General features: G+C 71.3%; 19 protein-coding genes. 7 read left to right on the top strand and 12 right to left on the bottom strand.

Annotated elements, in window-relative coordinates; translation table 11 throughout:
• Position 1: 1 nt before the first annotated feature.
• Together ABD944_RS05030 and ABD944_RS05025 are read right to left on the bottom strand one after the other, a co-directional pair.
• Positions 2 to 2,869, bottom strand: a complete 2,868-nt coding sequence (locus tag ABD944_RS05030) for an ATP-binding protein (RefSeq protein WP_345172854.1) — start codon at positions 2,867 to 2,869, stop codon at positions 2 to 4.
• 212 nt (positions 2,870 to 3,081) lie between these two features.
• Positions 3,082 to 3,774 carry a phosphotransferase gene (locus ABD944_RS05025; protein WP_345172851.1) on the bottom strand — a complete coding sequence of 231 codons (693 nt, stop codon included), beginning with the start codon at positions 3,772 to 3,774 and terminating at the stop codon, positions 3,082 to 3,084.
• Positions 3,775 to 3,962: 188 nt separating this feature from the next.
• On the opposite strand from ABD944_RS05025, the gene ABD944_RS05020 reads away from it, so the two are divergent.
• The 6 genes from ABD944_RS05020 (at position 3,963) to ABD944_RS05005 (ending at position 7,014) form a co-directional block, all read left to right on the top strand.
• Entirely contained in the window at positions 3,963 to 4,889 is a 927-nt protein-coding gene (locus ABD944_RS05020; RefSeq protein WP_345172849.1) for a LysR family transcriptional regulator, read from the top strand.
• Positions 4,890 to 5,018: 129 nt separating this feature from the next.
• On the top strand, positions 5,019 to 5,444 hold the full coding sequence (locus ABD944_RS05015) for a DUF6069 family protein (RefSeq protein ID WP_345172847.1): 426 nt from the start codon (positions 5,019 to 5,021) through the stop codon (positions 5,442 to 5,444).
• A gap of 662 nt (positions 5,445 to 6,106) precedes the next feature.
• Entirely contained in the window at positions 6,107 to 6,226 is a 120-nt protein-coding gene (locus tag ABD944_RS42395) for a helix-turn-helix domain-containing protein (protein ID WP_378191037.1), read from the top strand.
• 25 nt (positions 6,227 to 6,251) lie between these two features.
• Positions 6,252 to 6,575: a Scr1 family TA system antitoxin-like transcriptional regulator gene (locus tag ABD944_RS05010; RefSeq protein ID WP_345172845.1), complete on the top strand. Its 324-nt coding sequence runs from the start codon at positions 6,252 to 6,254 to the stop codon at positions 6,573 to 6,575.
• Positions 6,576 to 6,610: 35 nt separating this feature from the next.
• A complete protein-coding gene (locus ABD944_RS42390) occupies positions 6,611 to 6,841 on the top strand; it encodes a Scr1 family TA system antitoxin-like transcriptional regulator (RefSeq protein ID WP_378191148.1) in 231 nt (76 codons plus the stop codon).
• On the top strand, positions 6,832 to 7,014 hold the full coding sequence (locus ABD944_RS05005; RefSeq protein WP_345172843.1) for a DUF397 domain-containing protein: 183 nt from the start codon (positions 6,832 to 6,834) through the stop codon (positions 7,012 to 7,014). Before ABD944_RS42390 ends, ABD944_RS05005 begins: the two co-directional genes overlap by 10 nt.
• Before the next feature lie 208 nt (positions 7,015 to 7,222).
• On the opposite strand, the gene ABD944_RS05000 is transcribed toward ABD944_RS05005, so the two are convergent.
• From ABD944_RS05000 to glf, 10 genes are all read right to left on the bottom strand, one after another.
• Positions 7,223 to 7,570 carry a hypothetical protein gene (locus tag ABD944_RS05000; protein WP_345172841.1) on the bottom strand — a complete coding sequence of 116 codons (348 nt, stop codon included), beginning with the start codon at positions 7,568 to 7,570 and terminating at the stop codon, positions 7,223 to 7,225.
• 270 nt (positions 7,571 to 7,840) lie between these two features.
• The gene (locus ABD944_RS04995; RefSeq protein WP_345172839.1) at positions 7,841 to 8,248 is read right to left on the bottom strand and encodes a hypothetical protein; all 408 of its coding nucleotides are present in this window, start codon (positions 8,246 to 8,248) and stop codon (positions 7,841 to 7,843) included.
• Between the two features lie 256 nt (positions 8,249 to 8,504).
• Positions 8,505 to 10,541 carry a hypothetical protein gene (locus ABD944_RS04990; protein WP_345172838.1) on the bottom strand — a complete coding sequence of 679 codons (2,037 nt, stop codon included), beginning with the start codon at positions 10,539 to 10,541 and terminating at the stop codon, positions 8,505 to 8,507.
• A 244-nt stretch (positions 10,542 to 10,785) separates the two neighbouring features.
• Complete coding sequence (locus ABD944_RS04985) at positions 10,786 to 11,676, bottom strand: class I SAM-dependent methyltransferase (RefSeq protein WP_345172836.1); 891 nt, start codon at positions 11,674 to 11,676, stop codon at positions 10,786 to 10,788.
• A 120-nt stretch (positions 11,677 to 11,796) separates the two neighbouring features.
• Entirely contained in the window at positions 11,797 to 12,885 is a 1,089-nt protein-coding gene (locus ABD944_RS04980; RefSeq protein ID WP_345172834.1) for a class I SAM-dependent methyltransferase, read from the bottom strand.
• The gene (locus tag ABD944_RS04975) at positions 12,875 to 15,550 is read right to left on the bottom strand and encodes an HAD family hydrolase (protein ID WP_345172832.1); all 2,676 of its coding nucleotides are present in this window, start codon (positions 15,548 to 15,550) and stop codon (positions 12,875 to 12,877) included. The genes ABD944_RS04980 and ABD944_RS04975 overlap by 11 nt, the downstream gene beginning before the upstream one ends.
• Before the next feature lie 63 nt (positions 15,551 to 15,613).
• The gene (locus ABD944_RS04970) at positions 15,614 to 16,435 is read right to left on the bottom strand and encodes an ABC transporter ATP-binding protein (RefSeq protein WP_345172830.1); all 822 of its coding nucleotides are present in this window, start codon (positions 16,433 to 16,435) and stop codon (positions 15,614 to 15,616) included.
• A gap of 3 nt (positions 16,436 to 16,438) precedes the next feature.
• Positions 16,439 to 17,308: an ABC transporter permease gene (locus tag ABD944_RS04965; RefSeq protein ID WP_345172828.1), complete on the bottom strand. Its 870-nt coding sequence runs from the start codon at positions 17,306 to 17,308 to the stop codon at positions 16,439 to 16,441.
• Positions 17,305 to 19,371 carry a glycosyltransferase gene (locus ABD944_RS04960; protein ID WP_345172827.1) on the bottom strand — a complete coding sequence of 689 codons (2,067 nt, stop codon included), beginning with the start codon at positions 19,369 to 19,371 and terminating at the stop codon, positions 17,305 to 17,307. Before ABD944_RS04960 ends, ABD944_RS04965 begins: the two co-directional genes overlap by 4 nt.
• Entirely contained in the window at positions 19,368 to 20,537 is a 1,170-nt protein-coding gene (glf, locus tag ABD944_RS04955) for a UDP-galactopyranose mutase (RefSeq protein WP_345172825.1), read from the bottom strand. Before glf ends, ABD944_RS04960 begins: the two co-directional genes overlap by 4 nt.
• 135 nt (positions 20,538 to 20,672) lie before the next feature.
• Here glf and ABD944_RS04950 point away from each other — a divergent pair, with 135 nt between their 5' ends.
• Complete coding sequence (locus ABD944_RS04950; protein ID WP_345172823.1) at positions 20,673 to 22,022, top strand: hypothetical protein; 1,350 nt, start codon at positions 20,673 to 20,675, stop codon at positions 22,020 to 22,022.
• The last annotated feature ends 5 nt before the right edge of the window (positions 22,023 to 22,027 follow it).

Genomic DNA, 22,027 nt, shown 5'->3' with positions numbered 1-22,027 from the left:
GTCATTCGGCCTGGGGGCTGAGGAACGCGAGCCCCTTGGACGGATCCTCGAACGGTGTGACGAAGCGGTCGTACCAGCTCAGGACGGGCTCCAGCCATCCGGTGACGCGCATCGTCCCGGCGACGTGGTCGATCTGCTCGTCCTCGTCGAACCCGATCGCGACGACGGCCAGGTCCTTGAAGAAGCCCGACTGGTCGTCGTCGCCGTAGAGGGCGGTCGCGGCGATCGGACGGTTGCGTTCCAGCTCCATCGACAGCGGGTGGCGGCGCAGGGCGCGGAGCCGGTGGCCGAGCTTGGCGTCCGGCGGCTGCTTGAGGCCGGGGAGCTGGTAGTCCAGGGGCGGCGCGAGGGCGTGCTTGTCGGGCGCGCCGCCGCCGTAGGGAAAGAGCCTGTCGAGCTCGTGCAGCCACCTGACCTGCGGAACCACCCACTGCGGGCCGGGGGAGGCGCCCGGCGCGCCGCCGCCGAGCAGCCGCTGCGCGACCTCGGCGACGGCGGCGGTGAGGTCGGCCGGCGGGTAGGCGGTGCGCAGCCCCCGCGACCGCCGCGACACCGCCCGTTCGAGGACGGTCGCCAGCGCGCACTCGCGGAGCCGGGGCGTGAGCCGCGACCAGGCGCGCCCCAGTTCGGGCGGGACCGACGGGATCGAGCGGTTCGCCACATGCGCCAGGACGAGCGTGTCGGCCCACAGGCGCAGCCACGCCCAGTCGGCATGGCCCGCGATCAGGTCCGCCTCGCGCAGCTCGTACAGGGTGCAGGCGCGCCCCGAACGGCACTCGCAGCCGCACGCCGCCGACCGCCGGCCGTCCACGGGCGGGGGCGGGCCGGGCAGCTCCGCCTCGCGGCCCTCGCCGAGCGGCACCCGCACGCGCAGCGGACGGTCCATGCCGTCCGCGAACACGGCGGCGACGCCCGGACGCAGCGACACCACCTCGCGGGACTGGTCGCCGTCCAGGTTCATCGCCGCGCCGACCTGGTGCCGGTCGTCGAACGCGGGCAGCCGGTGCACCACCTTGAGCGCCGTGTTCTTGATGACGTCCGGGACGAGCTTCGTCGGGATCTGCTCGGCGACGATGATGCCCTCGCCGTACGCGCGGATCTCGGCGAGCATCCCGGCGAACAGCTCGACGGCGTGGGAGCTGCCGCGCTCGGGCCCCCGGTTGCGCAGCAGCCGGTGCGCCTCCTCGATCACGATGACGTGCCGCAGCGCCGACCCCGTGGCGCGGTCGCGCCTGCGCTCCCGCATCCGCAGGTGCTCGACGATGCGGATGATGAGCGTCCCCATGAGGAACGCCTTGTCCTCGTCGTTCGCGACGTCCTCGATGGCGAGCACGATGTTGTCGCGGAGCATCCCGCCGATGTCGGCCGGGTGGCCGCCCTCGAAGAACCGTCCGGCCGAGCCGATGCGCAGCGACCGCAGCCGCACGTCCACGAACCCCTGCACGTCGGCCATCAGCTCGCGGCCGTAGCCCACGTCCTGGATGACCTGGAGCGCCGCGTTCTGCAGCTGCTCCAGCGTCGGCACGGCGGGCTCGATGAGCGACCCGGGCACGCCCCCGCCCGTCACCACGTCCCACCCGTTGTTCTCGTAGACGCGCTGCAGCGCCTGCGCCATGATCTGCGGGAACGGCTCCTCGGCGTCGAACGCGGCCTGGAACAGCGCCCGCACCATGTCGATGTGCGCCTGGACGGGGTAGCCCGGCTCCGGCGCGAGCGGGTTCACCGACAGCGGCACCGAGTCCGGGTCCGAGGGGTTGACGACCGTGACGGGCCCGCCGAGGTCCTGGATGCGGCCCGCCATCGCCGCGTACTCCGACTTCGCGGGCTCGATCGCCAGCCACGGCACGCCCGCCCGGGTGAGCTGCTCCAGCAGGTGCCGGACCGTCTGCGACTTGCCCGCGCCGGTCGCGCCGGTGACGAACACGTGCCGGTTGATGGTCGAGCGGGGCACGGCGAACCGCCCGACCTCGCGGTCCTGGCCGTCCAGGATGGCGCCCAGCTCGATCTGCGCCTCCCCGCTCGCCGGGGCCGTCTCGGACGTCACGTCGAAGTACCCGGCGTCCAGCACCCGCAGCCCCGGCACCTCCCGCCGCGGCAGCCCGGCCAGCGCCGCCAGCGCCCCGGCCGTCGCGACGAACGGGAACCGCTGCTCCGCCTCGCTCATCGGCCGCACCTGTGCGGGCGCCGTCCCCGGGCCCAGCATCTCGGCGAACGACCCGCTCCCCTGCCCCGACCTCAGCCGGTACGGATGGTGCCCCAGCTCCATGGACCCGACCAGCACGGGCGCGATCTGCCCCAGCTCCGCCTGCGACGCGGCCCCGGCCACCACCCGGACCTGCCAGAGCCCGGCCTCGCGGAACGCGTCCAGCTCGGCGAGCCTCCGGTCGGCCCGCGCCACCGCGAGCCGCGCATGCTCGTCCTCACCCCGCCGCAACATCCGCAACTCGTGGTGCAGCTCGCGCATCTCGGCGTCGACCAGCCGCTCGTCGCACGGATCGGCGACCACGAACCACCCGAACGGCCGCTCCATCAGCGTGACGAGCGTCGACTCGAACAGCCCCGGCCCGGCCCCGGACCCCTGCGGCGCGAGCCGTCCCGGACACCGCGTCCACTCCATCCGCTCGGCCTGCCGCAGCCACCCGTCCCCGATCGGCACGCCCCGCGCCCCGCTGGGGAACAGCAGCCCGTGCGTCTCCGCCCCGGCCTCGGGCGTCCCGATCGGCCCCGCGTTGGTGATCAGCTCCAGCGGCGCCCCGCCGCCCGCCGACAGCCACCCGACGACGAACGGCCTCCCCGACCGCGCCGCCGACAGAGCCGCGGGCAGCACGCTCACGAAGTCCCACTCCGCGGACGCCTCCCGCTGCGGCACCGGAATCGCCTGGATCCGATACCAGGGGCCCGGCAACACGAACGGCGCCCCCTGCACAGCGACCGGCGGCCCGCCCTGCGCCACCCCACCACCCCACCCGGAAGGCGGCCGGCCAGCACGAGACGAACCAGGGGGCATAGTCACCCCAGCATCCAACCCCGCCCCCACCCCCCACGCCAATGCCCGTCACGGAAGAACCCGCCCCCCGCACGTCAGGGCGCGTCCCGCAGACCGCGGTCGATGTCGTCGGCGTGCTTTCCCAACCACACGATCTCCTGATGCAGCCAGGTGCCGGGGGTGGTGATCCGTCCGGCGCGCCGGTGCATGGCGAGCTCGTCCTCGACCCGGGCGACGATGAGCGCGCCGAACCCTCGCCGGCCCTCCTCTCCGAACCCGTACACGTCGAGGAAGGTCCGCAGCAGAAACGTCTGCCGATCGAGAGGGCCGGCGACATCGGCGCCGAACAGCCACAACCAGGCGGCGTAGGCGAGATCGCGCGTACGCGGGCCGGGAGCCGCCTGGTCGAAGTCGAAGGCGGCCACGGGCAGGCCGTCGACGAAAGTGACGTTCAGCGGGGAGAAGTCGTTGTGGCACACGGTCTCCTGACCGCCCGCGACGGCCGCGCCCGCACTGGCGTCGTGCAGCCGGCGCAGCAACCGCGCCACCGCGGCGATCTGGGCGGACGTCCATTCCCGGGACCGGAACTCGGTCCGCGTCTCACCGCGCTGGAAGCTGAGGACCTCGCGCCCCTTGCCGTCGATCCCGAGCAGCCGGGGCGCCGCGTCGCAGCCCACCGCCTCGAAATGCCGGAGCAGTCGATGCACGAACGCCGAATGCGCCCCCACCGGCCGCCGCACCGTGTCACCGACCCGCACGACCCCCTCGGTGATGCGGCCTCCGCTCAACGGAATCTCCCGCTCCCCGGCGGACCTCCCGAGGGGGTCAAGGCGCGGAAACGGACGCGGTTCGCTCGACGGTGCCACCTAAGCTCCTCCTAGTCGTCGGACTGCCGACCGGATTGGCAATCAGAGCCGAACCCGCCCGGCGGCGTCCAACAACCGACACGCCGGCGCAGAACAACCAGGAGTTGTCGTTGGAGCTAGATCTCGGTGCCGTCCGAGCGTTCCTCGCCGTCGTCGACGACGGGCGATTCACCGAAGCCGCGGACCGCCTGGACATGACCCAGCAGGCGGTCTCCAAGCGGATCGCCAAGCTCGAAGCGGCCCTCGGCGTCCCCCTCCTGCACCGCTCCCGCACCGGCGCCGAGCCGACCGAGGACGGTGCGGCCTTCCTCCCCCAGGCCCGAGCACTGATCGGCCTCGCCGACCAGGCCACCGCGATGCTGCGCGCCCGCCACCGCGCCCTGCGCATCGACGTGCTCGGCCACAACGCGGCCCCGATCGAGATCGTCCGTTCCTTCTACGAGACCGGCGACGCCGAAGTCGACATCGTCGTCTCCCGCGGCGCCGGCTCACGCTGGACGGCCCTCACCGACGGCTCGATCGACGCCGCCTTCGGCCGCGTCACCGCACCCCTCCCACCTGGGATCAGGCGCGTCCCGGCCGCCCTGGAGCCCATCCCCATCCTGGTCGGCCACCGGCACCACCTCGCCGGGCACCGCCAGGTGCCGATGAGAGAACTCTCAGGCTCGACGGCATGGATGCCCGGCAACACCCCCGAAAGCGAGTGGGCGGACTACTACCGCCACCTCAGCGCAGATTTCGGCGTCCACATCGACACATCAGGCCCGGTCTTCGGCCACGACCACATGATGGAGAGGATCGGCGCCTCCCCCGACCTCATCACCTTCGGAAACAAGACCCAGTTCCCCGGCCACCCGGACGTCGTCCAGATCGCCATAACCGACCCCACCCCGGCCTACCCCTGGTCCCTGATGTGGCACGAGGCCAACCGCCACCCGTCCCTCCCCGGCTTCATCACCCACGCACAACACCACTACCGCCCTCAAACGGAATGGCTCCCAACTCCCGACCGCCCCCACTTCCCAACGCCACAATGACGGCGCCTTCGCGGCGGGCGGCGGGCGCGGACCCCCTTCCAAAGTCGGTGGTCGGCTTCTCTTTCGAGCGCCTCGGTCTGGCCTGCGGTGTGATGTGCCGTTCCCGCCCCTACCGCGATGCTCATCGGCATGAGCAACGACACGCAGCAGACCGCGAAGACCTGCACCACCGCTCGGCGCAGGGGCCGCGCGATCAACGTCGCCGCCGCAGCGGCCGGCGCTCTGCTCCTCTGGGCCGTCAATGATCCCTGGGCCGGCAGCGCCCTCACCGTCCACCAGGGAGACTCCACCCCGCACATCGGCCCGGCTGCCGTCGTGGGCGCCGCGCTGGCCGCCGGACTGGCCGCCTGGGGGTTGCTCGCCCTGCTGGAGCGCACCGTCCGCCACCCCACCCGGGTCTTCCGGATCATCACGCTGATCACATTGACCGTCTCGCTCGTGGGACCGCTGGGCAGCGGCGCCGACACCAGCAGCAGGCTCGTGCTGCTCGGCATGCACCTGACCGTCGGGGCCGCGCTGATCATCGGGCTGCCCCACCGGCGGAACCGCTGCTGATCAGACGCCGAGTGTGCCCTCTCCGGCGGTCTTCATGAGGTGTCGACGACTGCGAAGACGACCTTCCCTGCGTTCCCGGCCAGCGGACGGACGCCCCAGCAGCGCGCGAACTGGTCCACGATGAACATCCCCCGGCTGTCTCGCTGATAGTGTCCGCGCACTGAATTCGGGGCATATCGCAGGTCTCGTCCTGAACCTCCATCCACAAAGCGCCGTCCTCGGTGCGTCCGATCCGGAACGTCACGTCGCCATCGGGCGCGGACGCGTACCGGAGGGCGTTGGTGATCAGTTCGCTCGCCACCAGGCACGGCACAAAGTCGTCCATCTCCCACCGACCGGCGACCGGCGACCGGCGACCGGCGACCAGCCGAACGAACCTCCGCACCTCGGCAACGACCGCAAGGTCGTTCTTCACCACGATCTCGCCCCCATGACACGCCGCCTCACCCATGATCGGTCTCCTCACTCTGTGTGGCGAACACCACACAATTAGCAAGGTTTCTCGGTGGGATGTTGTTGCCAATTCGACTTGGTGACGACTGGAAACAGGAAGGCCGTCCTGGTGAGGTACCGGGGAGAGGAAACTTCGCGCTCATGCCTGCACGACGTCAACGCCCTAAGGAGTCCCCGGCGTTGATCGCCTTCGGTGGCCAGTACGCCGGATGCGGGAGGCGAGGGAGATCACGCAACAGTCCATTGCTGATCACACGACCATCAGTAAGGCGCAGGTGAGCCACATCGAGAACGGCACCAGGCGGGCCGGACTTCGTCGACGCGGTTGATCGTCTCCTTAAAGCTGACGGCGCATTGATCAAACTCTGGCTGGACCTGAACAGGAACGGCCACCCTGTGCCGATCTGGTTCGACTGGCCAGAAGTCGAGTCGGAGGCGGCCATGCTCGTGTGCTGGGAACACTCCTTGATCCCTGGCCTGGCACAGACCCAGGCTTACGCGTTGGCGATCCTGCACAGCAACATGGACGCCGCCGACGCTCGCATCAGCCGCCAGGCGATCATCACCAGAGAAGGAGGAAATCCCGCCCCGACCCTCGTACTTCTCATCGATGAACAGGCCCTCTATCGGCCGGTCGGCACCGCCGAGACGATGCGAGAGCACTGGAGCACTTGGTAGAGATCAGCACGTTGCCCAACGTCACGGTTCAAGTAGTGTTGACAAGCGGCGAACATGACGGGAACACAGGCGCATTCGCGGTCGCGACCAAGGACGATCGAAGCGAGGTCGCATATGTCGAGACGGCCATCCGCGCCATAACCACCGACGACCCCACAGACCTGTCCGAACTAGCACGCACCCTGGTCGCGCTTCACTCGCGCCCCCTTACAGAAGACATGTCCCGCGAGCTAATCAGGAAGGTGGCTCAGGAAAAATGGACCTGACGGACACCAAGTGGCGTAAGAGCAGCTACAGCGCTTCTAACGGAGGGAACTGCGTCGAACTGGCCGACGCCGCCACCGGGGTAGCGGTGCGGGACAGCAAGGACCCGGACGGCCCCCGTGACCATGACCAGGATCGCGATCAGCACGCCGCCCGGCGCGAACCCCGAAAGTGAGCAGCGCCTGCCGCATGTAGTGGACGGCCACGGGGCCTCCATGCCAGACGCGCCAGTTCCACAGCGCGACGGCGGCCGTCCAGAACGCGGCGTATCCGGCGGCCTCAGGAGTGATCGTGCCTGCGCTGACCAGACTGAAAGTCCTCGCCACCGCCCAGGAAAAGCCGACCAGACCAGAACCCCGGCCGCCTCAAATCAACCACCCGACTCAATCGGCCATTGCGTGGGCTATCTGTTTTTGGGGGTCGTAAGCGACCAGTCGATGCTTTACGGCCAGATCAATCAACACTGACGATACCTCCTCAGAGCGCGACCAAGCGATCGCGGCTATCAGACATTCATCAGTGACATAGAGAGCAGAAGACCATACAGACTCCTCCATATTGTCCTCATTGATATCCGGGTATATAGAAGTCACCTCATGATAGAAGCCCCGGATACTCGGCCCCTCTTCCACCGCCCCTTGAATCTCATCAGAAAGTTGATCATATATTTTGGCAGCCTCCTCTACAGTTGGGGCAGGCCATTGGAACCAAAAAGCCAGATCAAAACTCATCCGCTACTTACTCCAGACATCGTCGCCCCATTCGGTCAAGCAGCCGAAACAGCGTGATGATACCACGGCGACACTTCTCCGAGTCGACACGAAACTTGCCACCTGGCCCGATTCTGACTTTCCTAATAGATGTGCACGTCAAATACTCCGACCAGCGTGCGACCATCCTTGGTGGTTACCATATTGCCCGGCGCGTTAAGCCAGTCGTCAAAGCTGCGCTGAGGTTTACTTCTTTTTGCCGTGGCACCCTTTACTTCGATACCGTACCAATTACCATTGATCTGAACCGTGCCATCGTACTTTCGTGGCCGGAAGCCGGGCACGAACACCAGCGTCTCCTTGCGTATGACGGGTGCGCCGTCCAGTTCCAACTGATCGTCGCCGAACACGGGCGACGTCCAGGCCGGGGCCGGTTTCCGGCTTTCCGCTCGTCCAGTTCGGCAGCCGGTTCAGCCCGAAGAAGTACTGGGTGCCGTCAGTGGTGGCGACCTTCCAGTACTCACCGTTGTCGTCACCGTTGCCGTTGGACGAACTGGTGAGCTTCTCGAACTTCGTGCCGTCGTCGCCCTTCATCCGCCAGGAGCCGTCAGCGGCCTTGATCAGCTCCCCGCCCTTGCCGTTCCGCAGGGCGGGCCACCCGTCTTCCGTTAATCGCGCCTCGCGGCGACGCTGCGTCACTGCCTGTTATCGAATTAAGGATGTTTAGCCTTGTCGAGACCAGGGAAAAAGATCCCCTTCAATGGTCCTGAAAGACGCCAGTACGCAGGGCTCGCAATTTCGACCATTGGACTAAGCGATCCGATATTGACGCGCCGTCGTAACCGGTATCAAAGAACTCCCGGTGAGCGTGGAAACACCGACAGCATTCATCGGTCAGGACGGCGTTGAAGCGCGCCACGGGTCATGCGAACCGTTCGTCCTCCCGATGGGACCGTCAGGGGGTGGACGGGGGGTCGGCTTTGTGGCGGCCGTTGGGCTTCAGGGGTGGGACCTTGCGGGGCTGGCGGGGGGCCGTGCCTCTGGGGAGGGCGTGGCGGGCTTTCTGGAGGCGCTGCGGAGCCGGCGCTTCGGGGGGCTTCGAGGGCTCGGGCGGGTCCGGTTCGGCGGGCTGCTCCGGGGTCTGCTGCTGTTCGCGGAGGTACTCCTCGAACTCCATCGAGTGGGCGGTCGGCAGCGTGATGATGCCCGGGTTCGCGTCCACCAGGAGGGTGCGGCGGCCCGTCGCGCCCGAGTGGGTGAAGACCATGGCCGTGGGCGGGAGCTCCTGGAGTTGCAGGGGTTCGATGAGGAGTTCACGGAAGCGCTGCTTGTCGGGACGCGGCCGGGCGACCGTGCGGCCCCAGGCGGTCGCGGAGCTGATGCCCTCCACCAGGACGGAGTCGTCGGCGGCGGGGGCGGGCAGCGGCGTCCAGACGGGGTCGGTGAGGCCGTCGCCGCGGGGGCGCGCGTAGGCGACCGTGCTGGCGTAGGACTCGCCCGCCACGTCGAACAGCGTCTCGGCGGCCGAGTCGGTGATCTCGGCGACGAGCAGCGGCTGTCCGGCGCCGATGTGCTCGGCGGCGACGCGGGCGTCCTCGGGGTTGCCGAGCCGCATGAACCCGACGGCGGCGTGGCCACGGCGGCCGAGGCGCTCGCGGACGTGGCCGGGGATCGACCGGTACATCAGGACGAGCCCGGTGCCGGTGGCCTCGCAGGCGTCGATGAGGCGGTCCAGGACGTCCCCGCGCAGCTTCTCGGCCCCGCAGAGGAAGAGCGTGTGGTCCCAGCGGCCGCCGGGCGGGGCCTCGCGGATCCGGTGCGTGAGGGCGGTCGTCACGTAGGTGCCGAGGATGCGGTTGGTGAGGACGCCGGCGCGCCGGTCCATCGACACCACGTGCAGGCGCGAGGGCGGCAGGCGGACGGGCTCGGTGGCGAGCTTCTCCAGCTTGCGGAGCTGCGCCTCCAGCGCCCACGCGCGGCGGACGACGATGCGGTCGGTCGCGTCGCGGCCGAACAGGGTCGCGATCCGCTCGTGCTGCTCGTCGGTGAGCAGGCCCTTGCGCAGGTCGTCGCGGGGGTCGCCGACCTGGGCGAGGACGCGCAGGGCCGCGGTGATCTTGGGGATGGTGGTGTCCGGGCCGAGGACCTCGATGAGACGTTCCAGGATCGAGTTGTCGAACGACAGGTCGCGGGTGCCGCCCTCCTCCTCGCCCGCGCTGACGACCAGGGACAGCACGTCGGCGAGCGCCTCGGGGTTGAGGCCGCGGGTGGCGTCGAGGCGCGGGAGGTCGGCGGGCAGGACCCAGACGAGCGGGTCGTCGCCGCGGTCGGCCGCGAGCCGGAGGAGGTCGTGCGCGACCGCCCCCTCGGACAGGTCGATCACGGTCAGCCGCGCGCCCACGGCGAGCCTGGCCGCGCCCATCGTCGTGACGGCCGCGGACCATCCGGCGAGGGTGCCGCCCACGACGTCCACCCGGTCGACCCCGGGCGGGACGGCCACCGGGTACCACTCGCGCTGGCTCTCGTACGCCGACTGGCGGCGCTCCCACTCGGCCCGCTCCTTGGTGTAGGCCTCGTCGGCCTTCCTGCGGGCCCGCTCGCGTGCTGCCCGGTCGCGCTCCTCAGCGTCCCGCTCGTGGGCGATCCGTTCGCGGACGCCGCGTTCGTCCCGCCACAGCGCGCCGCCGGTGATGGCGAGGACGACGCCGCACGCCAGCAGCGCCACGATGGCGAACGCCCACGGGATCACCCCGGCGGCGCCGCACAGGAGGAACAGGCCGACGAACACCAGCGTGCCGGCGAACGCGATGCGCAGCGGCCGCCCGGCCATGTCCTCGCCGGGCCTCCGCGCGGGAGGCGGCAGCGGCGCCCGCGGCGGCGCCTCAGGCCGGTCGGGGGGCGGCCCCGGGTCGGGGTGCACCTGCGCGTAGCGCCAGCCCACGTAGACGCGGTCGGCCTGTGTGAGCCGCGCCATCGCGGACCCGCTCGCCATGTCCGTCACGTCGAGAGACCCCTGGGAGTCGCGGGAATGTATGGAACGCCTGGGGGTGGCCGGTTCGGTTGCTTACGGTCGGTTTCCTACACAGCACAGGGTAAAGAGCTTCCCGCGTTCCCGCGCCACGTTCAATGGAACAGCCCCGCGGACGACCCGTCTCGCTCGTCAAATCGGTCACCAGGTCAGCCCGCGGGAAAGATCGGGCACACTCCCGCTCGGGGTTGGCCGGATCCGGCCACCGTCAGCCCGCGGGGGACGCTTTCACCGGCAGGAACGCCTCCAGCTCCATGGCGGGATACGGGTACTTCCACTCCACCCCGTCGAACGGGACGTACATCCCCTCCGGCTGTCCGGCGAGGAAATAGTTCCCGTTCCATCGGTTCGGAACGGTCACGGGCGCCTCAGGCGGAAAGTTCGCGCCGAGCGCCTCGTACTTGACCCCCGCGCCGAACATCGCGTGGACGGCGGCGTCGACGAAGTTGAGGTACTGGATGTCGCCGCGCAGGTGGGTGGCATGGATCGCCAGCCCGTGGACGCGGTCGCGGACGAAGAACAGCGAGCTCAGGTCCCGGACGACCTGGTCGAAACCGTGCGCACCGTCGTGGTGCACCAGGGCGCGCGTCTGCGGCTCGGCCTCCAGCACGTTGGCGACATAGGTCGGCAGGTCACCGTGGAACATGCGGACGCGCGTCATGGCGCGCGGGAAGATGCGGCGCAGCCGCTCGTAGGTGAACTGCAGGTAGGCGGCGTTGACGTCGACGAGGTCGAGTTCCAGGCCCATCGGCTCGACGCAGCCGGCGAGGACGGCCGCGGAGCCCCCCATGAAGACCCCCAGGTCGACCAGCCTGGTCAGCTCCCCGTGGCAGCGCTCGACGCAGCAGAACAGGTCGTAGTAGTGGTAGGCGCTGCACTGGTCCTCGTAGAGCAGTCCCGCCTCCCCGATCCTGGCGGCCGCGCGGTCGAAGACGGCGTTCCTGCCGGCGAACTTTCCCAGCTCGGCGCGATGGCCTCCCCGAATCGGGATGTGCAAGGCCTCGTGCAGGTTCTCGACGTCGACGAGGTTCGGGGCAGGTTCGAGGAAGGTTCCCCAGGTGGCCCGGTGCATCGCCACGGTCGAGACGTAGTCCGTCATTGCCTGCTCCCTCTCCTGGAGTTGGGGCGTCCACGGCCACGGGATCCGGGCCGGTGGCGGTGGCCGCGGCGGGCCAGGTCACGGCGCCCGGCGACGGCGTCCAGCCGCCGGACAGCGGGTTCACGGCCGGGGCCCCGGCGGCTTGCGGATGCGGGCGGAGAGCGCCCGGCCGAGGTTGGACACGGCCGCCCCGAGCTCTTGCTCCGGAACCGGCGACGGAGCGGGCGGCGTGTCGCGCAGCCGCTGAAGCTCCTGGCTCCTGGACGCGTTCTCCGTGGCGGCGCGGTCGAGTTCGTCCTTCAGGCGGGCGATCTCCCGCTGCTGGGCGTTGATGGTCTCGGTCAGCCGGGTGGCCTCCCTGGTGCGGGCCGCCGCCTCGTACTGGAGCTGCAGGACGCGGGTGTAGAGGGCGATGCGGTTGTTCTCCATCGCGGCGAGCAGGCGCGAGGACGTGTAGGGCCGCAGCGCCTCGAAGACGGCGTCCGTGCCGGGTGCGCCCGTCCTGGCGAGGACGCCGAAACCGAACACGGCGGGGACGATCTGGAACCGCCAGTCGCCGGCCCCGTCCAGCGCGTCCTCGACGGCCGTGAGGACGCCGTTGCGGGGTCCGCCCGCCCGCTCGGCCACGGTGTAGGCGCCGTCGCCGACGAACCCGGCGGGGGTGAGCTCGTCGTGCCAGACCGTGGGGCCGTCGGTCGTGGCCGGGTGCGCGTCCTCCGGCGCGACCGGCGACGGCTGGTAGTAGAAGTCGCGGCGACCGCACGGCCACAGCACGTCGTGCAGGACGACCACGGCGTCCGGGGCGTTCGCCATGATCCAGGCGAGTTCGTCGCGGACGACCGCGTAGTTGTGGTCGCCGTCCAGGATGTAGAGGTCCGCCATCGGCAGGTCGGGCAGCACGGCGGGCGAGAGGCCCTCCACCAGGTTCAGGCGCGGGTCGCCGTCGAGGACGGCGCGCAGCTCCTCGCCGGGTGCGGGCTCGACGCAGTGGACGGTCGCGCCGAGGTCGGCGTACAGGGCGCTGACCTGGCCCGACTCCACGCCGACCTCGACGACGACGCCGATGTCGCGGCAGCGGAAGACCGCCTCGAACAGCTCGCGGAACACCGCCATCGAGTGCAGCAGCAGCGGCTGCTCCCGGGCGGCGCGGGACTGCTCGTGCGGGTCGTCCGGGGATCCGGTCGACGCCGCCCCGAGGTCACGTGTCACCGAGCTTCCTCCTGGCCACTCGTCCGGCTCCGGCGGCGATGCCGCGGACCCCGGCGGTCCGGTACTCCGTGCGGACGCGTTCGGTGATCCGCGCGGCCCGGGCGGCCCGCTCGGCCCTCCGGTCGACCGGCATGCGCGGCGCCATGCCCGTCGCCGACTGGGGCAGCATCGCGAACGCGATCGTGATCTGCCCGGACGAGACCGCCGGCACCCCGGCGCGGCGGGCGAGCGGGAGCCACACGGCCGCGTAGGAGGTGTCGAACTCCATGAGGTTGCCGCCGAGGTAGCGGCAGTCGGCGTAGTGCAGGCCGACGAAGTCCTCCGGCTTGTCCCAGCGCAGCACCTGCTCGCGACGCCGCCCCCCGGCGATGACCCTGGCCTCGATCCAGTCGACCCGCACGATCGCGGGACGGCCGGGGATCGCGAGCGAGATGTCGACCGTGTCGTGGTGCTCGAAGGAGAGCCGGGAGAACGACAGGCCGTTGTGATTGATCCGGACGCGGCGCCGGATGGGCTCGTGCCACCGGTCGTCGGCCGTCCGGAACCGCAGCCGCGTCTCGTGCTTCTCGCCGGACGGGTCGAACGCCTCGGCGTCGATGGCGCCGTCGGCGATCGCCCTCGCCATGGCGCCGAGCCCGGTGTCGGACGCGGCGATCAGCGCGGGCCAGAACGAGTCGCGCATGTGCAGGTCGCCGAGGTCGCCCGGCGACAGGTACGGGACGGCCGCCTTGAGGTCGGCGGGCAGCAGCGTGGTGACCAGGGACGAGCCGAAGTTGTCCTCGTGGGTCCAGTTGCCGAAGACGGCGGCCTCGTCGGGGGTGGGCGACTCCAGCGCGGCCACCAGGATGCGCGCGAGCCGGTTCCGCGCCGCCTCCGGGCGGGCGAGGTCGGGCCAGGCGCCGCCGGACGCGGCGACGTACCGGTTCCACATGCGCTGGAAGGCCAGGACGCCGTCCTGCACGGTCCGGCGCTCGGCGTTCTGGGACGGCGAGTCGGCCGTCCGGCCGAGGACCGGCGCGCCGTCCTCGGTGTAGCCGATGAGGGAGCCGCACAGCGCGTTGACGCACTGCTCGACGATCTCGGGGCTGCGGGTGACGGTCGCCGCGACGTGCGTGGGATGCCCGGACTGGGCCAGGTAGCCCTCGGCGCGCAGGCCGGCCATGTGGACGCGCTCGGCCCGGCCGTCGGTGGCCAGGTACAGCCCCGCCGGCCTGACGTCGATGCGGGCGATCTCCAGGGCGCGGGCGAGCTGGCGCTGGATCGTCCCGCCCCAGCCGAGGTCGACGAGCGTCAGCTCGCCCGCGGCGAGGGCGTCGTCGTCGAGGGCGCCCGCGTCCCGCAGCGACTTGATCATGCGTTCGCGGGCGGCGGTGACGGTCACCGCGAGCCGGTTGCACAGGTGCGGCGTCTCGGTCAGCGCGCGGGCGACCCGCTCGGCGATGTCGCCGTTGTCGATGACGGTGTCCAGCTCGGTCGCGAGGCCGGGCACGTCGCCGGGCTGGAGTTCCAGGACCGACAGCGCCTGCCGGACGGTCAGCCGGTAGCCAGTGCGGACGAAGGCGTGCACCGCGCCGGTGTCGTGGGGGTCGAGGCCGGCGAGCGAGGTCGTGAACCGCGACAGCCACACCGGGGCGGCGCGCACGTCCCAGCCGCGCGCCGCGGCGGCCTCGTTGATCAGCCGGGACAGCAGTTCGCCCTCGCGCATCGGGCACCACAGCCGGCGGGTGCCGGTGTCGTGCGCCCGCCACGCCGCCCATTCGGCGAAGCCGGTCAGCACCGGGCCGAGGACGCCGGCGCCGTAGCGCCACGCGACGTCCAGCGCGGAGGTGGTGAACGGCACGCCGGAGTGGACCGCCTTGGCGCGCAGGCTGGTGAGGCCGAAGTCGCCGTGCCGGTCGTCCAGGTCGGGGGCGTGGTCGCCGAACGGCCCGGCGGGTTCCTTCTCGCGTCCCAGCACGTCGAGGTAGGGCTCGTCGAGCCTGCGGTAGTGCACGGTGCGGATGCCGAGCTTGCGGGGCGCCTCGTGGTCGGCGATCTCGTGGTCGCCGACGTGCACGATCTGCTCCGGGGCGCGGTCGAGGTCGCGCAGCACGATCTCCCAGAGGCCGGACGCCTTGTCGGTGCCGTGCTGGTTGGAGCGGAAGACGCGCACGCCGTCCAGCGGGCCGAGTTCCGGCCGGTCGAGGAGCCGGGAGAGGTGCTCCTCGGTGAAGTAGGTGTCGGACACCAGGACGACCTGGAGGTCCTGCTCGCGCGCCGCCCGGACGACCTCGGCGACGTCCAGGTCCACGACGGTCAGCTCGCGCTCCACCTGGACCTCGGCCTCGACCAGCTCCTCCAGGGACGCGGCGCCGAAGATCCCGTCCGGCATCGCGCGCCAGACGTCGAAGAGCGAGACCTCGGTGCCGAGGGCGTCGCGGCCGCGGCGCGCGGCGTCCTCGGCGGCGATGCGCATGCGGCGGAACGTCGCGTCCGTCACCCAGGGCGGACAGAGGCCCGACTCCCGCATCCGCGCCCCGAGCAGGGCGAAGGCGTCGGTGGGACGGGGCACCCGGCGCCACAGCACCGTGTCGAAGACGTCCAGCGACAGGACGGCGCACGCCCGGTCGGCGATGACGCGGTGGACGTCGTCGAGCAACGGGCTGCCGGACTCCTGCTTGGTCAACGCCGCACCTCTCCCCTGGTCCTGCACCGGCGGGCGCGGCCCCCGGCCGCGGCTCGGGACACCCTATCCACCGAGAACTCCGTTTCCCCCGGAAACTCCCGGTGCGGCCGTCGTCCCGGCCGCCGCGGCGCGGCGGGCGGCGCGGTCCTCGCGGACGAGCCGGCCGGCCTCCTCCGTCGGCCCGTCGAAGATCACCCGGCCCTGCCGCATGGTGACGCCGCGGTCGCACAGCCCGACGAGCATCCGGATGTCGTGCGCGACGACGACCATGGTCCGGCCCTCGCCGCGCAGCTCGCGGATGCGGTCCAGGCACTTCTCCCGGAACGGCGGGTCGCCGACGGCCAGCACCTCGTCGATGAGGAAGACGTCCGGCTCGGTGTGCGCCGCGATCGAGAAGGCCAGCCGCATGAACATGCCGGACGAGTAGAACTTCACCTGGTCGTCCAGGAAGCGCTCGACGCCGGAGAACTCGACGATCGCGTCGAACTTGCGGGCGATCTCGGCCTGCGGCATGCCGAGGATCGCGCCGTTGAGGTAGACGTTCTCGCGGCCCGTCAGCTCGGGGTGCAGGCCGGCGCCCACGTCGATCAGCCCGGCGATGCGCCCCCGGACGAGGACCGACCCGCTGTCCGGGCGCAGCACCCCGGAGATCATCTTGAGCAGGGTGCTCTTGCCGGAGCCGTTCAGCCCCATGAGCGCGACGGTCTCGCCCTGGCCGATGGTGAGGCTCACCTCGTCCAGCGCCCGGAACCGGTCCGACAGGCGCTGCCCGCGGAACGCGCGGACGCTCATCTCCTTGATCGAGCGCGCGTGCCGCAGGGTGAAGTTCTTCGTGACGCGGTCGATGACGATCGACGGGGCCGCGGTCGGGTGCGAGGCGTTCAACGGCTACAGCTCCTGCGCGAAGCGCGCCTGCATGCGGGAGAACGCCGCGTGCCCGGCGGCGAACACCAGCACGCTGGCGGCCAGGGCGACCCCGGCGTGGGCGTAGAGGTGGGGCGGGAAGGCGTGGTCGCCGCGGGTCCCGGGGTACCAGAAGGCCCGCTGGAACAGGGAGACGGCGCTGACGAGCGGGTTGGCGAGGTAGACGTCCAGCACCCAGCCGGGCGCGTGCTCCCGGACGTGGGTCCATGGATAGATCATCGGCACCGACCAGGTGATGACGATCATGGAGATGTCCACGACCTGCTCCAGGTCGCGGAAGAACACGTTCACGGCCGCGCAGAGCAGCCCGAGCCCGAAGCCGAGCACGAGGACGATCGCGAACCCGTACAGGGCCGCGCCGAGCTCCGCGGGCGACGGCCGCCATCCGGCGGCGACGGACCCGCCCAGCAGGATCATCATCCCGGGCAGGAAGTGGACGAGCGAGACCAGCACCGACGCGGTCGGGAACAGCTCGCGCGGCAGGAACACCTTGCGGACGAGCGCGGCGTTGCCCGTCACCGAGCGGGTCGTCGAGTGCAGCGTCTCGGTGAACAGGTTGATCAGCACCATGCCCGAGAACAGGTAGACCGGGAAGTCCTCGACCCGGTCGTCCATGCCGAGGAACACGCCGATGACGTAGAAGTAGACGCCGAAGTGCACGGCCGGCCGCACGTAGGACCAGCCGAGGCCGAGCAGCGAGCCCTTGTAGCGGGCTCTGAGCTCCCGGCGCACCAGCAGCCGCAGCAGGTACTTCTCCCGGAAGGTCCGCCGGAGGCCGCCGTCCCCTCCCGGCGCCCGCAGCCCCTCGTCGGCGCGGACCGGCGTGGCGGTCATCCGCGCCCGCCCCCGTCGGCGCCCCCGCCGCCCGCGTCGGCACTCCCGCCGCCCGCGGCGTCGAACGTCGCCCGCCATGCCTCGGCGGAGGCGAGGTCGGCCATCGCGGCCCGGTAGCGGCGGCTCAGCTCCGGCCACTCGCGCCCCAGCCGGGCGTGCAGCAGCGACGTGCGCCGCAGCAGCGTCCGGAAACGCTCCGGGTCGCGCTGGTACCAGGCCACCCTGGTGCCGTCGGCGGAGGAGACGAGCGCGCTGTCGACCTGCGACAGCAGGCTCCAGTGCCGGTCGATGTGCGGGACGACGGCCTGCGGGTTGCCGCGCGAGCCGGGTTCGACCGGACGGAGCTGCCTGACGGTGCCGAGCATCGCGCTCGCGAGCACGTTCGCCGTCCCGCGCGGCGGCTTGAACCCGCGCCCGCGCTTCGGCGGCTTGGCGCGCCGGACCTGCGGGAACTCCTCGTGGCTGGCGCGGTTCTGCGCGTCGGGGAAGTCGGCGCGGAACGCGAGGATCTCCGGCAGCTTCGAGGCGATGCCCGCGTGCATGTGCTCGGGGCCGCTCAGCACGTCCTCGATCGCCGACAGCATCAGCTCGGCGGTGGAGTACTGCATGGCCAGCGCGTGCTTCACCGAGATGATGAAGCTCTCCTTGAGCAGGTTGCCGCCGCGCTCGTACGGCGAGTGCATGAGGGCGGTGACCAGGCGGTTGCGCTCGTGGAAGTACGCCTGCCAGTCGATGCCGTCGTCCTTGTCCTGCCAGGGGACGTGCCAGGCGGCCATGCCCGGCAGCGTCACGGTCGGGAAGCCGGCCTCGCCGGCGCGGACGCAGTACTCGGCGTCGTCCCACTTGATGAACATCGGCATCGACAGCCCGACCTTGCGGACGACGTCGGTGGGGATCAGGCACATCCACCAGCCGTTGTAGTCGACGTCCACGCGCCGGTGCAGCCACTTCGTCTTGAGGAGGCTGCCGGAGCTGGTCCGCGCGCGGGGGCTCGGGTCGGGCGGCCTGGCGAAGTCGTGCTCGCGCTTGGTGTGCGGGGCCTCCTCCCACCACCAGCGGTACCGTCCGATGGTCTCGCCGTAGGCGTGCAGCTGCGAGCGGACGAAGAGGTTGAACATGTGGCCGCCCACGATCGTCGGCGTCCGGGCGAAGTCCGCGAACGCGACGGCGCGCAGGACGCCCTCGGTCTCGGTGACCACGTCGTCGTCCAGGAGCAGGACGTAGTCGCTGGTCCCGGCCTTGAGGGTCTCGTCCATCGCGCGGGAGAAGCCGCCGGAGCCGCCGAGGTTGCCCTGCTCGATGACGTGCAGCTTCGGCCCGAGCGACGCGGCGGCGCGCGCGAAGCCGCCGTCGTCGCGGACGCGCTGGTCCCCCTGGTCGACGACGTAGACGGCGTCCACCACCTCCAGCACCTCGGGCGCGCCGCCGAGCGCGACGAGCTGGTCGACGCAGAAGCCCGGGCGGTTGTACGTGGTGATGCCCAAGCTGACCCGCCCCTGCCGGACGGGTCCGGTGGCGCCCGTGTCGGCGCACCAGTCGGCCCGCTCCAGGACGGCGTTGCTCTCCCCGGCGAGCACGTCCATCCAGTACCAGCCGCCGTCGATGAACGGGCGCAGCGTCAGCCGGAACGTCTCCTCGCGGGAGGTCGCGGAGTCGACGCGGACGGAGTCGACGCGCTGGACGTGGCCCTTCGCGCTGGACCGGTAGACGATGACCGTGGCCTGGCCCCGCAGCCGGACCCGCAGCACGACCTCCTCCACCGACGTCCAGCGGCGCCAGTAGCTGGCGGGGAAGGCGTTGAAGTAGGTCGCGAACGAGACCCGGCGCCCGACCGGCACGACCACGCTGCGCCGGCCGACGCCCTCCGGCCCGTCGGCCGGGGCCCCGGCCGAAGCCTCGGCGGCCGTCTCCGCCGCGACGGCCTCGGCTCCACGGGCGATCTCGCCCTCGACGTACAGCTTGAGCACGTCCAGGTCGCGGTCGACCGGCATGACGACGCGCTGCAGGACCCGCAGCCCGGGGGCGGCGCCGGACTCCCCGGACGCCTCGGCGTGTTCGGTCACTCGTCCATACCTCCGCTAGTGAGACGCGAACCCTCGCCGAAATGGGGACGCAGCCGGTTGTCGACCATGGTGAGCGCGCTCGCGATGGCCATGTGCATGTCGAGGTACTTGTAGGTGCCGAGCCGCCCGCCGAAGAGCACGCCGTCCTCACGCCGGGCCAGCTCCCGGTAGGCGAGCAGCCGGGCCCGGTCGGCGGCGGTGTTGACGGGATAGTACGGCTCGTCGCCGCGGGCGGCGGCCCGCGAGTACTCCCGCATGATGACCGTCCGGTCGGACGGGTAGGCGGCCCGCTCGGGGTGGAAGTGCCGGAACTCGTGGATCCGGGTGTAGGGGACGTCCTCGTCGGCGTAGTTCATGACGGGGGTGCCTTGGAAGTCGCCGGTCGGGACGACCTCCGTCTCGAAGTCCAGCGTCCGCCAGCCCAGCTCGCCCTCGGCGTAGTCGAAGTAGCGGTCCAGCGGGCCGGTGTAGACGACGGGGACGTTGCCGACGAGGTCGTCGCGCAGGTCGAGGAAGTCGGTGTTCAGCCGCACCTCGATGTTCGGGTGGTCGGCCATCCGCTCCAGCCAGGCGGTGTAGCCGTCGACCGGGAGCCCCTCGTGGGCGTCGTCGAAGTACCGGTTGTCGAAGGTGTAGCGCACCGGGAGCCGGGTGATGATCTCCGCGGGCAGGTCGCGGGGGTCGGTCTGCCACTGCTTGGCGGTGTAGCCGCGGATGAACGCCTCGTACAGCGGGCGCCCGATCAGCGAGATCGCCTGCTCCTCCAGGTTGGCCGGGCGGCGGATCTCGGCGGCCTGCTCGGCGATCAGCGCGCGCGCCTCGCCGGGGGTGAAGACCCGGCCGAAGTACTCGCAGATCGTGCCGAGGTTGATCGGCATCGAGTAGACCCGGCCCTTGTAGGTGGAGTACACGCGGTGCCGGTAGCCGGTGAAGGCGGTGAACCGGTTCGCGTACTCCCAGACCCGCTCGTTGGAGGTGTGGAACAGGTGCGCGCCGTAGCGGTGCACCTCGATGCCCGTCTCCGGCTCCGCCTCGCTGTAGGCGTTCCCGCCGATGTGGTCGCGGCGGTCGAGCACGAGCACGCGCAGGCCGAGGCCGGCCGCGCATCGTTCGGCGACCGTGAGACCGAAGAAACCGGCACCGGCCACCACGAGATCAACGTTCACTGGACGGCGTCCATCCGACTCGTGCGGGGAGCGAGGGACCTGGCCGCACGGGGGCGCCGGCCGGATCCACTGTACGGAATGCGGCTAAGATACCCGGGGTTCGTTCGGTACCGTCGCAGGAAGCCAAGGATCGCGGTGGCCCCACCCACTCCCGGCAGTGCGGCGCACAGCCCTGCCAGCGGTGCGGCGCGGGGGGCGCGCCCCGCGGTCTTCCTGCACGTCGGCGCCGCCAAGAGCGGCACGACCTTCCTCCAGCACGTGCTGTGGCACAACCGCGACCGGCTGCGCGAGCACGGCGTCCTCTACCCGGGCCGCGACCAGGCCGCGCACGTCCGCGCCGCGTTCGACCTGCGGCGGACGTTCTTCCGCGAGGCGTCCGACCCCGCCACCCGGGGGGCGTGGCACGACCTCGTCGCCGAGGCCCGCGACTGGCCCGGCACCGTGGTCATCTCGCAGGAGCTGTTCGCGCCGGCCCAGCCGCAGTGGATCCGGCAGGCCATGGCCGACCTCGATTTCGCCGATGTTCACGTGGTCTTCACCGCGCGCGACCTCGGCCGGCAGATCCCGGCGCACTGGCAGGAGGACGTCAAGAACCGCTTCACCACCTCGTTCGGCGAGTTCGTGGCGTCGCTGCGGCGGAAGGACTGGCACGCCTACGAGAGCGCGCGGCTGTTCTGGGGCCTGCAGGATCCGGTCGCGGTGCTCGGCCGCTGGGGCGAGGACCTGCCGCCCGAGCGCGTCCACGTCGTCACCCTCCCCCAGCCCGGCGCGCCCCGCGACCTGCTCTGGCGGCGCTTCTGCGCGGCCACCGGCCTCGTCCCGGACGACTACGACCTGTCCCGGACGTTCGCCAACCCGTCGCTCGGGCTGAGCGAGACGCAGTTCCTGCTGCGCCTCAACGAGACGCTCGGCGACCGTGTCGGCTGGCACGCCTACAACGAGGACGTCAAGCTGTTCCTCGCGCAGCGGCTCCTGACCGGACGTCCGTCGCCGGTCAGGATCGAACTGCCCGGCGAGCACGTTCCGTGGGCCGTGGAACGGGCCGTGGAGACCGTCGAGGCGCTGCGCGCGGCGGGCTACCACGTGGTGGGCGACCTGTACGAGCTGATGCCGGCGGCGGCGTCAGGCCCCGCCCTCGGGACCGCGCCCGCGCCGCCGCCCGACGAGGTCCGCTGGGCGGAGATGGCGGACGTGGGCCTCGACGCCGTCGCGGCGCTGCTGCGGCGCGTCCAGGACAATCGGAGGCGGGCCGAGGCGGTGCCCGGCGCCGGCCTCCCCGCCCGCGACCAGATCGGCATGCTGCGCGCGGGCTCGGCGGGGCTGCTCGCCACGACGGACCGGCTCGTGCAGGACGCCGCGCCGTTCGTCGAGCGGGCCAAGCGCACGGCGCGGGAGCGCTACCCGGCGGCGCTCCGGCTGCGCGGCGCCTACCGCAGGTTCCAGGGCGGGACGCGACGGCCCGACGCCGAGACGAGAACGAGGTGAGCGCC

This window comes from Actinomadura verrucosospora, assembly GCF_039540335.1.
Classification (GTDB): Bacteria; Actinomycetota; Actinomycetes; order Streptosporangiales; family Streptosporangiaceae; genus Spirillospora; species Spirillospora verrucosospora.
The sequence above is the reverse complement of the archived record's forward strand: the minus strand, read 5'-3'. Positions and strand labels throughout refer to the sequence as shown.

Excerpts from the sequence above, each read along its gene's own strand:
- ABD944_RS05015 (WP_345172847.1), top strand. The coding sequence starts at position 5,019 with ATGAGCAACGACACGCAGCAGACCGCGAAGACCTGCACCACCGCTCGG.
- ABD944_RS42395 (WP_378191037.1), top strand. The coding sequence starts at position 6,107 with ATGCGGGAGGCGAGGGAGATCACGCAACAGTCCATTGCTGATCACACG.
- ABD944_RS05005 (WP_345172843.1), top strand. The coding sequence starts at position 6,832 with ATGGACCTGACGGACACCAAGTGGCGTAAGAGCAGCTACAGCGCTTCT.
- ABD944_RS05000 (WP_345172841.1), bottom strand. The coding sequence starts at position 7,570 with ATGAGTTTTGATCTGGCTTTTTGGTTCCAATGGCCTGCCCCAACTGTA.
- ABD944_RS04990 (WP_345172838.1), bottom strand. The coding sequence starts at position 10,541 with ATGGCGAGCGGGTCCGCGATGGCGCGGCTCACACAGGCCGACCGCGTC.
- ABD944_RS04985 (WP_345172836.1), bottom strand. The coding sequence starts at position 11,676 with ATGACGGACTACGTCTCGACCGTGGCGATGCACCGGGCCACCTGGGGA.
- ABD944_RS04965 (WP_345172828.1), bottom strand. The coding sequence starts at position 17,308 with ATGACCGCCACGCCGGTCCGCGCCGACGAGGGGCTGCGGGCGCCGGGA.